Source organism: Candidatus Vicinibacter affinis (assembly GCA_016714365.1).
Lineage (GTDB): Bacteria > Bacteroidota > Bacteroidia > Chitinophagales > Saprospiraceae > Vicinibacter > Vicinibacter affinis.
The window spans coordinates 1,357,799-1,371,960 of sequence record JADJNH010000005.1 but is presented as its reverse complement, the minus strand read 5'-3'; the positions used below and the strand labels follow the sequence as shown (position 1 = coordinate 1,371,960).

Below are 14,162 nucleotides of genomic sequence, written 5' to 3'. Positions count from 1 at the left end.
AATGGGTTAATGTGATAATTAGTTAATGAGCTAATGTGATAATTAGCTAATGGGTTAATGAGTGGGTTGCAAATTAAATTTTCTGCTTTGCAACCTGGAAAACCCTTGAGAGGTTAAAGCCAAACTGGATATCACCCTTAAACCAATCACCATTTTTTTCACTGATGTAGGCACGTTCGTTCATACCGGTGGCATTCGAGAAATGCAGCTGGAATACGTGACCGCCAGTTTCAATATCAACACCGATTGACAAAGGTTGAGTGTGGTAGGTGGTTAAAAATTGGCCGAATGCATAGGTATAATCCCATACCACTGCGATGCGTTTGGTAACTTTATAACGACCACCCAGATTAATGGCCAGTGTATTGTTCTCCTCAAGTAAATTATCCACTAAATTTCGGTGGATCAGCATAGGACTGATTTGCAAGCTAAACGATTCGCTAAATTTCCTGCCAATAATCAACTGATGAAAATAAGAAACCCTCTTGTAAAACTTATCCTGTGTGGTGGATTCCTGATACGGATTTTTTAGGCCGTTGTACATCATACCACTTGCCCATAAGATTGAAATGGGGAAAGAACGATGTCCTTTTGATTGTTGAATAATACGGTACTTAAGAAATCCATCCAACTCTTTTTTAAAAGTAGACCTTCCGATTCCAGCCGTAAAATTTTTTGTGATACCATAATCAAAACTCATCCTCATGGTAGCATTGTCCAAACCAAAAAACTCATCGAAACCTTGATTCAACTGACCGAACCTGTGAAGAATTCTAAAGTCCAAAGCACCGACCGGTAACATCTCCATGCTGTGTGAGCTGATCACTCTGGGAGATTTAAAAGCATTGGTCACATAAGTTTTTGTATCATCTTCACCCAACTCTCCAAGCAAGTCCGTATCCTGTGCAAAAAGAACTTTTGCAGATAAAGTAAATAGAAATATCAGAAGTATATTTTTCATGATCTTGATAGTAGCTAAATTAATTATTCGGTGCTCCAACTGCAATCCACTTTTTAATTTTCAGAATATTGCAATTTGTTAACTTGCTTCCGTTTTTAGGCATTTTATTAAATCCGTTCTTCCATTCAATAGTACCGAGCAAGGAATTATCATCCACGACCTCTTTCACATTTGCATAAGTCGTCAAATCTAGATTTCCCTGAGGATTGGAACCACTGTGACATCCCGTACAATAAAATTTAAGCATGGGTGCAATGGTACCTGAATAAAATACATTTGTCGTATCACATACTGTTGGCATACAGGAGTTATTTTTTGCTCCTTGCTCTATCCACAAGGCAACTGTTCTCAATTGTTCCTCCGACAAAGCATCATAGGGTGATGGAGGCATTCGTGCAGATCCAAATGGAATGACCATCACAGAGAATAATTTACTGGCATTGTAATCTCCGGTCTTGACCAAACTTTTAATATCACTAAAACTACTTAAGTCCAAATCCTTTTCCCTGTCAATTGGATTATGGCATTCACTTTGGGTACAATTTGAAACAAGAATAGGTAAAACCTCCTGCTCAAAGCAGACCTCAGGACCTTCCACCTCCACTTCATTGGAACAGGAAATAGCAAAGAAAAGTAAAAATAAAAGCGTTAAATTTCTAAGGAACATGAACATATTTTTATGATTGGCAAATGTAAACATTATATATTTAAAACATATTGCAATAAAGAAGGTTTATTATGCTGATCCCTCAACTTAAATATGTTCAAAATCAAGGAATTCATACTTAATTCTTATTCCGGCATCCATAAGAATGTGTGGATTTTGGCAACAGCCATGTTTATCAACAGATGTGGCAGTATCGTCATGCTGTTTTTAAGTGTTTACCTCAGTCAGGAATTGCAATTTACCATCCAACAAACCGGTATGGTAATGGCCATGCTTGGTTTGGGAAGCCTTGCAGGTTCATTGCTGGGTGGATTTCTGGTGGATAAAATTGGTTATTACAAAGTTCTGGTCAGCACGATCATTACTTCTGGTGTTGTACTTTTTATGGTAAGCTTTGCTTCCAACTTTTATTTGGTTTGTGTACTCATCTTTCTTTTTACTGCGACCGGTGACGCTTTCAGACCTGCGAATATTACGGCCATGAGCAGTTTTACCGATGAATCAAATTATACCAGGAGCATTGGGCTCAATCGCTTAGCCATGAACCTGGGTTTTTCAGTGGCTCCCATTATTGGAGGTTTATTGGCTTTGATCAATTTCAAAGCAATCTTTTGGGTAGATGGCCTTACGTGTATTGCAGCAGGCATATTCATCATTATTTTTATAGGCAAGGCAAGAAGAGTAGAGCGAAAAAATAAATCTGATTATTCACCCGAGGAAATTGAAAAAGAAGCGGTGTTATCTCCCTGGAAGGATTATTTTTATTTGCTCTTCCTATTGGTTTGTTTGTTGTACGCTACTTCGTTTTTTCAATTCTTCACCACTCTGCCTTTGTATTATAAAAATGTATATGGCTTAAACCCAAAAACCATTGGTCTCTTGATGGCCATGAATGGACTTGGTGTCGCTTTAATTGAAATGTCGGTAATCTATCTGCTTGAAAACAAGTTGAGGAATTTTACTTACATCAAAATCGGATGTTTATTATTGATCTTAGCTTATATTATGATGAATGTTTGGCATGGAATGTGGGTGCTCGTTGTGTCAATCATCCTCATCACCTTGAGTGAAATTTTGGCAATGCCTTTTATGGCCAGTTTTTGCATGAGGCGGGCGAATCCCCAATCCATGGGACGATATATGGGACTCTATTCCATGGCCTGGGCAGTTGCATTGATCATTGCACCCATCATCGGAACCCAATTGATTGATCGTTATAGTTTTGAAGTAATGTGGTATTGCCTTGCAGGGGTTACTTTTCTTGCAATGAGCCTGATGTTTTACATCAAAGATCGAGATAGATTGAATGTTGAATCCAACTAAAGTTTTCCGGAAGCAACCATTAATTTTTTCATATACATTTTATTATCCACTAAAACATTCAGTAAATAAATGCCCGGCGACAAATGACTGATGTCAATTTTTTTATTCATAGACAGATCATCCGAATTGCGCAACAAAACTCTCTTTCCTTCAATTGTAAAAACCTCACACTTATGAATAAATCCATTGGTTTGCAGTTGTACCATTCCATTTCCGGGATTTGGAAAAATCTCAAGCTTTGTATCCTCCTTCACAATCGATTCATTTCCTACCGTACAGGGAGAGGATTCATCCATTCGTTTAGCAAATAAAGTGGCGACGGTTTGTGTTCTCAATAAATAATTATCCACAGTATGTCCACCTCCTGAAGTAGGATTCAAAACCTGAAACAAACAATCACCATTGTTTGCAGTCCTGTCATAAATCAACTCAGCCTTTGTCTGAACTCCGCCAATTAGGTTTTTGTATCGTGTATTTAACAGGTCGGAACCTGCAACCAATGGTCTTGAAATTATGTCCTGGCAACCTCCAAGTGATGAGAAACAAGCGGCCAGATCTTGTAAAACTTTTTTGTATCCGATTGAAACTACCAGATCATTAGGTTGATGAAAAAGATAAAGACTGGGAAGATCATGATCCGAGTTCCTATGTTGAAATAAATCATAAAACATGGCACCATAAAACGAAGCAACTCCTTTTATTTTATAGTTCCTGCTGCTTGCCGGATTATAATCCGCTACGAGGTCTGGCCTGGTGAGATTCATAAATGCGATGCCGGTATCGTAACCTGTTTGTCGTATACACAAATCCTGATATAGAAGGTTTGGTGCCAGGGCATCGTTTTGCTTTTGAAACAAGGAAAGTATCTCCTCTTGTTTGTCTAAAAAACCAACACCCAGTGCTGTAATCGCTCCGGCACTTTCTCCCAATATAAAAACATTCCTTTTGTCAATGTTCAACTCAGATTTTGAAAGTAAAAAATCTATGGCACGATTTCCATCTTGCACTGCTCTAAAAAATGCTCTATACCATTCTACCGTGTCTGTGACATTCAGACAATCCCAAGGCGCATTGAACAATTGTGTTACATTACAATGCACCTGCTTTTCGGTATTAAACATGCCTAATCTGTAATCAATTGAGGCGGTCACATAACCTCTTTTTGCAAAATCCTTCATGCCGCTATTTAATAAACCATCATTCTTTGATCCTGCAAGAAAAGCCCCACCATGAATAAGCAACAATAATGGCCTCCCACAAAGAGGCGGCTGATCATCAGTTGGCAAACTTAAGTCAAGTTTGAGTGCCCTTTTGTTTCCTGCAAAATCTACTACTTCGGCATAAGGGACATCCGATGTCGTGGAGATCGCATATTTTTGTTCCACCCACTTTTGTGCGTCAACCTGTTGAATTTCCGTGAATAAAAAAAGAAACAAGAAAATCTTCTTAAAAAGTGGATATTTCATCAATAGAAAACTTTTGTTAAAATAAAAAAGAAGGAATTTACCCTTATCAGATAAATTCCTTCGGTAATTATTTATGAATGATTAAAATTATTGCCAACCACAAACAATGCCACACATCAGGGCCAATACTATGGTCCAATAAGCGGTATTCATCATGGTAAGTTTAAATGATTTTCTTTCAAAAAAGCCATTTGTTGCGATTACTGGAAAGATTAAGAATATCCCGGCCAGGACACCATGCAAGGCTCCATGTTTGAAAGTTCTGAATTCATTGGCATATTCCCCTCCAGCTTCAAACTTATCGACTATCATCTTTGCCGCATCTGCGCGGGCAGGATCCTGCAAAACATTCATTAAAGCACTCTGCACACTCATCTGATGAATACACAACATGGGTGTTGCGAATGCCAGCATAACTGCAAAAAGCAAAGAAAGCCCATAGATCATTGGCATATTTGAGCCATTAATTCTTTCGTCAGTAAGCCCAGTTTCCCTCTGCCAGGCATCCCCCATCACTTTTTGGTGATACCATACGAAACCTACAGCCATGGGCACCAAAGCTGCAACGAGAATAGCAATCCAATTCATAATTTGTTTTATTTTGTTTTGTTTGAAAAAATTTAACCTTCAAAACTATTAAAAAAAAACAAATACATGATTTTTTTTAAGATCTATTGTTCAGCTGATTTTATCTCTGGATGACCAACTTCTGACTTAAAGTACCTGTATTGGTTCTCAACAAAACAAAATAAACACCGTTCTCGACTGGTGGAGTCTTAATTTTCAAGGAATGCTGACCTTGAAAATAATTTCTCTTGTCTGCCAGCTTAGACACAGTCATTCCTATAAGATCTACCAGATCAAATTGCACCTGCTGGTCTGCATTCAGTACAAAAGGGATGTTTAAATCTGATTGTGTTGGATTGGGGTAAACAGGTAATAATTGGTTACTTATATCCTTGTTCAAGATTCCTTTCCCAGCAAGATCATCGTTGCTCAGACTTACATTCTCATCTCCCGGCTGAGCCAGTACGAAACTGATGGGTAAATAATACATTTCATCAGAAGTCCCTTCCCCCCAGGTAATTGACTTGGGCGGCGAATTAGGATTAACCGGATTATCAACTGTATTGTCGTAAGTTGCAAAAGCATGAATTTCACTTCCTGCCGGAATGACTATGAGCTTTTGAAAATAATATCCACCCTGCCAATTAAAATCCCAATCAGAGATTTTGATCAGTGGAATTTGGCTCCCGTTCGGGAGTTTGGCATAAACTTCCCAATCTTTACCCAACATATGGCAATGTGGCCAAATCCCTACCAGACTTACATTGAGAGGCACTTTATACACTCCATGAAACTGTTTTACTGTATTGGCGGGAATGATAAATGGTCCGTTGATCAGATCAGGCGGAAGCATTATCTTATTGTAAACTGTTCTCTTACTGGGTTGCTTGGCAAAAAACAAATTGACTACAGAGCTATCCGATTCATCCACTGCCGTTGGAGCATAATGCATTTGTAAAACCAAATCAGATCCCTTTGGCACCATCTGTGACATTCCGTTGGTATAAATATTTGGTTTTTGACCAGGAACATATCCCGGTAATTGTTCTCCTTTTAACACATTCGAGGCTGCACCTGTAAATCCGTATTCCGGAGTCTTGGCATCTTCTGCCCTGGCAGAACCCGTATTGTCTGCCCAGAACAAAGTATGATGAACAATTTTTTTATTACCGGGTCTCATTTCTAATGCCACCAATTCTTTGTCCTCGGTAAGATTGGTTGGCAAGACAAAATATCTGTATTCGTCCAGGCCATTTCCTTTATGCACATACTTTTTGGCAAAAGAAACAACCAGGTCAGGAGTTCCAATCTGAGAACCGGAAGGAAAATTAGGAAATGGAGGTTCTTTCGAAGGATCTCCTTGTGGCATTCCAGCGTCCACCCATTTTCCCAGAATGCTGATTTCAGCATCAGTGAGAAAATTCTCATGTTGAAAATTTCGGTACTTTGGATCTGGCTTCCAGGGTGGCATATACCTTGATTCTGTAACGTACTTGATGGTAAAAGCCCTGTCCTTCACCTCTTCGTAATTGGTCAATGGGAAAGGCCCAATTTCACCGGGCCGATGACAATTACTGCAATGAGTATAAATAATGGAGGCTACCTGTTCAGAATAGGTCTGTGCCTGACCTTCAAAAAAGAAAACAATTAAAAATAAAAAACCGTATCCGTATTTCATCATCTAATAATTAATTATCAAAGATATGTTATTGTCTTCGAATTACAACCGTGTTAAAAAACAACCAATCGCATTGGTTCTAAAAGGATTGATCAATTTTCCATTTCGAATAGATTCAAGACAATCATTCAACTCATGCGTGGTGGCCCTGGATCTTCGCTTACCAATTTTGGCAAATAGATTGTCGATGCGTCCCTGGTATAGGACTTTCATTTTTGACTCATCATACAATACCACTTCTGGCATTACGGTGATGTCAAATTTGGATGCGGCCACCTGTAATTCGTCCATTTCGTAATTCAAATCTATTTGATATTCCTCCATGAATTTCTCTACTAAATTAATTTCTGAGGAGGGGCTTGGAAAGAAAGCTTTAAATGCAATACTGTCGCATTCATACTCTTTCTTCAAACTATTAATTTCCTTGACATAAGCCTGCGTAATTTTGCATTCCTCCAGCAAAAAAAAATACACCTTGTATTTCCCTTGAGCGAAGATTGGATGGCTGACATAACCAAATAATAAAGCAAATACAAGGAACTTGAATAAATTCATATTGGTAAGACTTAATTTTAACAACAAAGTTTAAAAACCTACGGATATTTTCTGAAATATAATCTGAGGGGTCAATTTAATTAACGAAAAGCTTAGTCAAATGCAAATTGTTCAATGATGATATAGGATTTAGGGTGAAATACTTTTTTATCTTTACTTCCGCGAATTCAACAAACAAAATGAAAAGAAGGACCTTCATCATTCAATCCGCTGTTGGAACAGCAGCCTGGCGGGAAATTGGAAGCCATCTCCCCATTCCAAATTTTAACTCCGGTAAAAAAGCAAAATCAGTATGTATCATTGGTGCCGGGTTTGCCGGATTGATGGCTGCCCATGTCCTCAAGGAGCGAGGTTTAAAAGTTACCATTCTAGAAGCCAAAAACAGAATAGGTGGGCGAGTTTTTTCACATCACCCCTCCTCTTCTCCAGACCAGGTCATTGAATTGGGTGCAGAATGGGTTGGGCAATCCCATTCCTTGATCATATCACTTTGTAAAAAATTTGGTTTGACTCTTGAGAACAATCAATTTGAAACACATCTGACACAAAATGGTCAATACTTTAAAAATGGAAAGTGGAATTTAAGTCCTGCATTTGAAAAATTCTGGAAAAGCAAGAAAACTGAATGGGAATCCATGCCCGACAAACAAAAAAAGAAATTGGACCGCAAAGATTGGTGGAGATTCCTTTCGGATAAAAATTTTGAAGATCGCGATTTACTGCTCAGGGAATTAATGGACAGTACAGATTTTGGAGAAAGCATCAGACATGTTTCTGCTTATGCTGCATTTGCAGAGTTTGCAGAGAGCAGCGAAAAAAATGAAATGGATTTAAAAATTAAAGGTGGAAATTCTAAACTTACCGAGGCATTAAGCAATACCATAGGGAAAGAAAATATTCATATTAATCATAAAGTAACCAACATCACACAAAATAAAAATGGTGTGCAAGTTCGCTGTGAGAATGGAACAATATTCGAAGCAGATAAATTAATTTGCGCAGTACCCACTTTTTCATTACGAAAAATCCTATGGTCCCCACAATTACCTGAAAATATGCTCGATGCACTAAATGAACTACAATATGCTCGAATCGGAAAATTTCCAATGGTCTTCTCTGAAAAATTTTGGAAGCAGGAAGATTTTGACATGGTTACTGATACGCCTGCCCATTATTTTTATCACGCTACCAAGAACCAGAGTGGACCGGGCGGTACATTAATTTGTTATGCCACCGGTGACAAAGCTGAATCGTTGAATGCAGTGAGTCAGGAACAACGCAAGTCAATAATCCTGGATGCGCTAAGACCGGCATTCGGTGATGTAAGTAAATATCTAAAAGAAGACATAAAGTTTTATTGGGGAAATGAGCCTGCGTCTTATGGTGCTTATGCTTTGTATGGTGTGAAGCAATGGTTTGATGTAATGCCTGTACTAAGTGAACCTTTTCAAAACACTTTATTTGCAGGAGAACATTTAGCAGAATGGCAGGGATTTATGGAAGGTGCTTTGCAAAGTGGAAAAGATGCCGCTGAAAAAATATTGGGAAATTGATGAGTTAGATGAAATCAAAAATACTGCTAATTTTCAACATAAATTTTACCTCAACTTTTATCCAAATGAATCAAAGGGCAGATGAAGATATGGTCAATAATTAATCCATTGGATTCGTTAATTTAGATCTAAAGAGATTCCATTCTCTTCTTAAAATTTTTGAGCAGTAATTTTTTTTTAAAAATCCACTGACGCAACCTCCGAATTTATAAATATTTTGAAACCATTTTCATCACCTCCTTGTGCAGGGATTCTATTTTCTGATCTCCATTGATGATGGCAACATTTTCCTGATCCTTTAGCAAGTCAAAAGCTTTAAAATATTGATCTCTTACTTTTTTTAGATTGTCCAAGGTTTCATACATCTCTTTATCCGGACGGGAGGAGTGGATTCTTTCCATAGCCGCCTCGGGTGAAACATCAATAAAAATGTGGAGATCGGGACGAAGCAAATCGGCACTCAGGGAGTTTGCTTTAATTACCCAATCCATAGACATATGAACGCCCTGATAAGCATAAGACGAAAAATAATAGCGATCACAAATAATGTGGTAACCATTTTGCTGCATGGGAAGCATTCCATATTCTGAATGCAGGATATGATCCAGGCGGTCTGCGACAAATAAACCGGCTATTGTGCGATGATCAGCTTCCATTCTTCCACTGAACGCTGCACGGATCAAGGAGCCTATTGTTTGATTGGTTGGTTCCGCAGTGAGCAAAACCTTCTGTCCAGATTTGTCCAGTGCTTCGCGCAACAATTTTGCCTGTGTGCTTTTACCACTACCGTCTATTCCTTCAAATGCAATGAAAACTGGATTTGCCATTTTATTTGATCAGATTCCATTTAAATTTATCATCGTGCAAATTAATTCAAATTATATCTACAAGGAATAAATTTTAAAATTCACTGGTCATGTGGAATTTGATGTCAGGAAAATTATCCTGAACAAGTTTGAGCGTCCAGGCGGATTCTGCTAAAAAAACAACTTTCCCTTCTTTATCTTTTGCAATGTCTTTTTTCCTACGTTGAATAAAATCCTCCATTTTCTTTGGATCATCACATTGCACCCAACAAGCTTTGTGCAGGTTTATAGGATCGTACGAACAAGCAGCGTTGTATTCATTTTCCAATCGGTACTGTATCACATCAAACTGCAGAGCACCCACCACCCCAATAATTTTTCGTTGTGAATCTTCTTTGGTAAACATCTGTGCAACCCCTTCATCCATGAGTTGCTCCAATCCTTTTGCGAACTGTTTGAATTTGGATGGATCCGCATTGTTTACAAATCTGAAAATTTCTGGTGAAAATCTTGGGATGCCTTTAAAATGAAGCTTCTCCCCTTCCGTCAGCGAGTCTCCTATTTTAAAATTACCGCTGTCATAAAGCCCAACCACATCACCCGGATAGGCTTCATCAACGACCTCTTTACGGGCAGCCATGAACGACGTAGGATTAGAAAATTTGAGTGATCTCCCAAGACGAACATGATAAAAATTGGTATTTCTTTTAAAAACCCCGGAGCAAATTCTAAAAAAAGCAATCCGGTCCCGATGTTTGGGATCCATGTTTGCATGGATTTTAAACACAAAACCACTCATGGCTTCTTCTTCAGGATGCACAATTCTTTCTTCCGTTTCGCGCGGTAATGGAGTTGGTGCAATCTCTACGAAACAATCCAACAGCTCTCTAACACCAAAATTATTAACAGCACTCCCATAAAATACCGGACAAACCTTTCCATCCAGATAATCCTGTCGGTTGAATTCAGGATATACGCCCAGTACCGTATCGAGATCTTCCGTCAGTTGCTGATGCGGTCTTTCACCTATGATCTCTCCCAGCTTCGGGTCATGTATGTCTTCTATTACCACTGCATCGTCACCCTCTTGTTTTCCATGTGGCCTGAAATGGATAATTTTTTTTTCATAAAGGCTGTAAACCCCTTGAAATCGCTGGCCCATTCCGATAGGCCAGGACAGTGGCGTAACCCTTAAATTTAATTTGGTTTCCACTTCATCCAGCAAATCAAAAGCGTCTTTACCCTCGCGATCGAGTTTATTTATAAATACGATAATGGGTGTTTTTCTCATGCGGCAAACCTGAACCAATTTCTCCGTTTGCTCTTCTACTCCCTTTGCCACATCAATTACGACGATTACACTGTCGACCGCGGTTAAAGTCCTGAAAGTATCTTCTGCAAAATCTTTGTGGCCGGGTGTATCCAAAATGTTAATCTGTAGGTCCCGGTAAGGGAAAGCCATCACTGAAGTCGCTACAGAAATACCCCGCTGCCGCTCGATTTCCATGAAGTCAGAGGTGGCATGTTTCTTTATTTTATTGGACTTAACAGCCCCTGCGATTTGAATAGCGCCCCCAAACAAAAGTAACTTTTCTGTCAAAGTTGTTTTTCCTGCATCCGGATGGGATACAATACCAAAAGTTCTGCGTTTGTTAATTTCTTCCAAGACACTCATAAGGGGCGCAAAATTAGACTTTAATCCGGAAATGAAATTCCAAATACGAAAGAATTAATTGATTTTATGAACCAGTATCAGTTGGAAGTCAAATCAATCCCAAATTTGAATAATTTAAGCCCAATGGGAAGACACCTTAATGTTATGGGTAAGTCTGCTTATAAAGTATTCAAATCTTATTTTGATTCCAGCTCTCGGAGCATTTGTTCAAACTGAAAAGGAGCTTCCATCCTTTCTTTGGCCAATTCAAGACCTTTTCTGAGAACCTTGATGGCTTCCTGGTGCTTTCCTTGCATTTTCAGGATACTACCGTAAAGAAAATACTGGTTAGACAATCCACCATTTTCCATGGCTTTTTTAGCAAGACCTTCTGCAAAATCAACCACATTCTTATCAGTTCTGAAATAATTGATTGAATTTTGGGCAGTTGCAGTAAGTTTGACTGCGTCATTCTTTACTACCTTTTTTACGTAAGATTTTGCAGAAATCAAATATTGTTTGGCATCACCGGTCTTTCCATAATATTCCATATTGGTTTGAAATACGAAATCCTGAGCTTTATTCGGATTGAATTTAATCTTGGACTGAGCTTCTTTTAACAATGCTTCATTGCGAAACTCAAGTGCTTTGGAATAGGTCTTAAAGCAAGCCTGGTAAACTTTTGCCTCAAATACTTCCTTCTTTTTCAGTTTTATAATTTCATCTTTATTCTGAATCAATAAATCAAAAATTCTTGAATCAGCTTCAGTAGTTCCTTCCAAAATGATTTCCAGATTTTCTTTTGATTTCAGATTTTTTTGAGTGGCTAAATACTCATTGGTAATTTTCAAACTCGATTTACCTACCATGTTAAGAGACTTGATGTATTCCAAAACAGTCTTAGGATCACGATCGCCTGCTTCATATTTTTTTGCAAACTCCCCGGAGCGGTCATTCTTTTTTAATGCCTCTCTGCCCAGCTCAATAAATTGTTCAGGTCCTCTCATCCCTACCCCTTTATGCACGACCTTACCGGTCCCATCAATGTATAGTAAGGTTGGATAAGAGTTGACTGAATATCGAATAGACAAATCCGGCCCTTCGCCTTTCTCCATATCTACTTTAAGATTTATAAAATTAGCATTGTAGAAACCGCCCACTTCACTGTCCGGAAAAGTGCTGGAGGCCATTCTCCTGCAGGGTCCACACCAGGTAGTAAATGCATCCATGAAAATAATTTTGCCCTCAGCATTGGCCTTTTCAAGGGCTTCGCTAAAACTTCCGTGAAAGAACTCCATGCCCCCTTTGCTTTCTTGTCCAAATAGGGGTAATTGCAGCAATGAGAAATAGAAACTTAAGATGATTACCAGGGATTTATACATTTATCTGCTGTTTAATGATTTAAAACGGATAATTTTACGCAAATATTGAAATATTTATCATTTCCGTTATGAATAAAACCCAAAAAGCGGAATTTGGTTTCAACAAAAGTGAATGTATTTACGTCGACAGTTTTTTGAGTTAATTGCACAAACCAGTGATGTTCCGCAGGCATTTGAAATAGATCATGCATTGGGTCCTTATCTCTTTTCTAAGAATGGAGAAGCTTACCTTGATATGGTGAGTGGATTTAGTGTAAGTAATCTGGGCCACTGTCATACTGATATTGTGCAAGCCATCCACCTCCAGTCAAAAAAGTATCTGCACAGCAATGTTTACGGTGAACATATTCAAACCCCTCAGGTGGAATATGCCAAGCTGTTGATTCAGTTACTTCCAAATGAATTGAATTGTATATACTTTTTGAATTCCGGTTCTGAAGCAGTTGATGCCGCTATTAAATTATGTAGAAAACACAACTCCAGAAGCGACCTCGTCGCAAGCACAAACGCTTACCATGGAAGTACGCTAGGTGCTGAATCTTTAAGAAGTGATGAAGGCCATAGCAGACCTTTCAGACCACTTATTCCCAATATAAAATTTATACGGCCAAACCACCTGGAAGATTTAGTACTCATCGACGAAAACACCTCGATGGTGATTACAGAAGTAGTCCAGGCTGAGGCAGGCGTATTGGTCCCTGATCTGAATTATTTAACCGCTTTAAGAAAAAGATGTTCAGAAGTAAATGCAATACTGGCTTTTGATGAAATTCAGACTGGCATGTGCCGTACAGGAAAACTATTTTCTTTCCAAAATTTTGGGATCATTCCGGACATTCTTATTTGTGGAAAAGCCTTAGGTGGAGGACTTCCTCTTTCTGCTGTGATTTCTTCACAAGAATTGTTGCAGGAGTTTTCACAAAAACCGGCATTAGGTCATCTAACCACCTTTGGCGGTCACCCTCTTTCTTGTGCAGCAGGATTAGAAGCACTCAGAATTACATTAAAAGAAAACTTAGAGCAGGAAGTTTTAAGAAAATCAGTTTTGATTCGGGAAAATTTAATTCATTCCAAAATAAAATCTTTGAGACATGCAGGTCTACTGATGGCTTTAGAATTAGGAGATCAAAAGAAAGTAATGCAATTCATCAGGCTGGCATATGAAAGAAAAATTCTGGTAGAAAGTTTTCTTTTTTGTCCTACTGCAGTGCGCATTGCCCCCCCATTAAATACTCCTGATGAAATTCTTCACAAGGCCTGCAAAGAGTTGCATGAAATACTGGAATGTATATAGTTTACAAGTCCTAAATTGAAACCCGAAATAAAATTTTATCGTAAATTATTTGCCTTAAAATCGAGTAGCTGGCTTCATGAAAATATTCAGCCATAATTGACCCAACAAAAAAAATGATTTGTAATATTTGGGCGATTGAAATTGCCCGGCAAATCTTAAAGGAGGCGTCCACAATTTTCACTATCCAAAAAAGTATACATGCATAAGCAATATTAGACACGCCGGTTGCTCATACCAACAAATCTTTTTTACAAAA

At 38.5% G+C, this 14,162-nt stretch carries 12 protein-coding genes; 3 read left to right on the top strand and 9 right to left on the bottom strand.

Going from position 1 to position 14,162, the window contains the following annotated elements:
• Nucleotides 1-73 precede the first annotated feature (73 nt).
• Nucleotides 74-961, bottom strand: coding sequence for a hypothetical protein (locus tag IPJ53_05420; GenBank protein MBK7798529.1), 888 nt, complete (start codon nt 959-961; stop codon nt 74-76).
• Nucleotides 962-980: 19 nt separating this feature from the next.
• On the bottom strand, nt 981-1,628 hold the full coding sequence (locus IPJ53_05415; protein ID MBK7798528.1) for a hypothetical protein: 648 nt from the start codon (nt 1,626-1,628) through the stop codon (nt 981-983).
• A 93-nt stretch (nt 1,629-1,721) separates the two neighbouring features.
• Between IPJ53_05415 and IPJ53_05410 the strand changes: the two genes are divergently transcribed.
• The gene (locus IPJ53_05410; GenBank protein ID MBK7798527.1) at nt 1,722-2,951 is read left to right on the top strand and encodes an MFS transporter; all 1,230 of its coding nucleotides are present in this window, start codon (nt 1,722-1,724) and stop codon (nt 2,949-2,951) included.
• On the opposite strand, the gene IPJ53_05405 is transcribed toward IPJ53_05410, so the two are convergent.
• The 4 genes from IPJ53_05405 to IPJ53_05390 all read right to left on the bottom strand — a co-directional run bounded on the left by IPJ53_05405 (nt 2,948) and on the right by IPJ53_05390 (nt 7,217).
• Nucleotides 2,948-4,417, bottom strand: coding sequence for a T9SS type A sorting domain-containing protein (locus IPJ53_05405; GenBank protein MBK7798526.1), 1,470 nt, complete (start codon nt 4,415-4,417; stop codon nt 2,948-2,950). The two genes, IPJ53_05410 and IPJ53_05405, sit on opposite strands and share 4 nt — an antisense overlap.
• Nucleotides 4,418-4,504: 87 nt before the next feature.
• On the bottom strand, nt 4,505-5,005 hold the full coding sequence (locus IPJ53_05400) for a DUF1761 domain-containing protein (GenBank protein MBK7798525.1): 501 nt from the start codon (nt 5,003-5,005) through the stop codon (nt 4,505-4,507).
• A gap of 100 nt (nt 5,006-5,105) precedes the next feature.
• Entirely contained in the window at nt 5,106-6,665 is a 1,560-nt protein-coding gene (locus IPJ53_05395) for a T9SS type A sorting domain-containing protein (GenBank protein MBK7798524.1), read from the bottom strand.
• A 39-nt stretch (nt 6,666-6,704) separates the two neighbouring features.
• Complete coding sequence (locus IPJ53_05390; GenBank protein ID MBK7798523.1) at nt 6,705-7,217, bottom strand: hypothetical protein; 513 nt, start codon at nt 7,215-7,217, stop codon at nt 6,705-6,707.
• A 179-nt stretch (nt 7,218-7,396) separates the two neighbouring features.
• Between IPJ53_05390 and IPJ53_05385 the strand changes: the two genes are divergently transcribed.
• Nucleotides 7,397-8,770, top strand: a complete 1,374-nt coding sequence (locus IPJ53_05385) for an FAD-dependent oxidoreductase (protein ID MBK7798522.1) — start codon at nt 7,397-7,399, stop codon at nt 8,768-8,770.
• 206 nt (nt 8,771-8,976) lie between these two features.
• Here the strand turns inward: IPJ53_05385 and tmk are convergent, their stop codons facing one another.
• The 3 genes from tmk to IPJ53_05370 form a co-directional block, all read right to left on the bottom strand.
• Nucleotides 8,977-9,597: a dTMP kinase gene (gene tmk / locus IPJ53_05380; protein ID MBK7798521.1), complete on the bottom strand. Its 621-nt coding sequence runs from the start codon at nt 9,595-9,597 to the stop codon at nt 8,977-8,979.
• A gap of 73 nt (nt 9,598-9,670) precedes the next feature.
• Nucleotides 9,671-11,251 carry a peptide chain release factor 3 gene (locus tag IPJ53_05375; protein ID MBK7798520.1) on the bottom strand — a complete coding sequence of 527 codons (1,581 nt, stop codon included), beginning with the start codon at nt 11,249-11,251 and terminating at the stop codon, nt 9,671-9,673.
• A 176-nt stretch (nt 11,252-11,427) separates the two neighbouring features.
• Nucleotides 11,428-12,612, bottom strand: coding sequence for a DUF255 domain-containing protein (locus IPJ53_05370; protein MBK7798519.1), 1,185 nt, complete (start codon nt 12,610-12,612; stop codon nt 11,428-11,430).
• Between the two features lie 112 nt (nt 12,613-12,724).
• Between IPJ53_05370 and IPJ53_05365 the strand changes: the two genes are divergently transcribed.
• The gene (locus IPJ53_05365) at nt 12,725-13,906 is read left to right on the top strand and encodes an aspartate aminotransferase family protein (protein MBK7798518.1); all 1,182 of its coding nucleotides are present in this window, start codon (nt 12,725-12,727) and stop codon (nt 13,904-13,906) included.
• Nucleotides 13,907-14,162 lie beyond the last annotated feature (256 nt).

Bases quoted from the DNA above. Each gene is read 5' to 3' on its own strand.
- IPJ53_05370 (MBK7798519.1), bottom strand. From the start codon at position 12,612: ATGTATAAATCCCTGGTAATCATCTTAAGTTTCTATTTCTCATTGCTG.
- IPJ53_05365 (MBK7798518.1), top strand. From the start codon at position 12,725: ATGTATTTACGTCGACAGTTTTTTGAGTTAATTGCACAAACCAGTGAT.
- IPJ53_05375 (MBK7798520.1), bottom strand. From the start codon at position 11,251: ATGAGTGTCTTGGAAGAAATTAACAAACGCAGAACTTTTGGTATTGTA.
- IPJ53_05390 (MBK7798523.1), bottom strand. From the start codon at position 7,217: ATGAATTTATTCAAGTTCCTTGTATTTGCTTTATTATTTGGTTATGTC.
- IPJ53_05385 (MBK7798522.1), top strand. From the start codon at position 7,397: ATGAAAAGAAGGACCTTCATCATTCAATCCGCTGTTGGAACAGCAGCC.
- IPJ53_05405 (MBK7798526.1), bottom strand. From the start codon at position 4,417: ATGAAATATCCACTTTTTAAGAAGATTTTCTTGTTTCTTTTTTTATTC.
- IPJ53_05400 (MBK7798525.1), bottom strand. From the start codon at position 5,005: ATGAATTGGATTGCTATTCTCGTTGCAGCTTTGGTGCCCATGGCTGTA.
- tmk (MBK7798521.1), bottom strand. From the start codon at position 9,597: ATGGCAAATCCAGTTTTCATTGCATTTGAAGGAATAGACGGTAGTGGT.
- IPJ53_05410 (MBK7798527.1), top strand. From the start codon at position 1,722: ATGTTCAAAATCAAGGAATTCATACTTAATTCTTATTCCGGCATCCAT.
- IPJ53_05420 (MBK7798529.1), bottom strand. From the start codon at position 961: ATGAAAAATATACTTCTGATATTTCTATTTACTTTATCTGCAAAAGTT.
- IPJ53_05415 (MBK7798528.1), bottom strand. From the start codon at position 1,628: ATGTTCCTTAGAAATTTAACGCTTTTATTTTTACTTTTCTTTGCTATT.
- IPJ53_05395 (MBK7798524.1), bottom strand. From the start codon at position 6,665: ATGATGAAATACGGATACGGTTTTTTATTTTTAATTGTTTTCTTTTTT.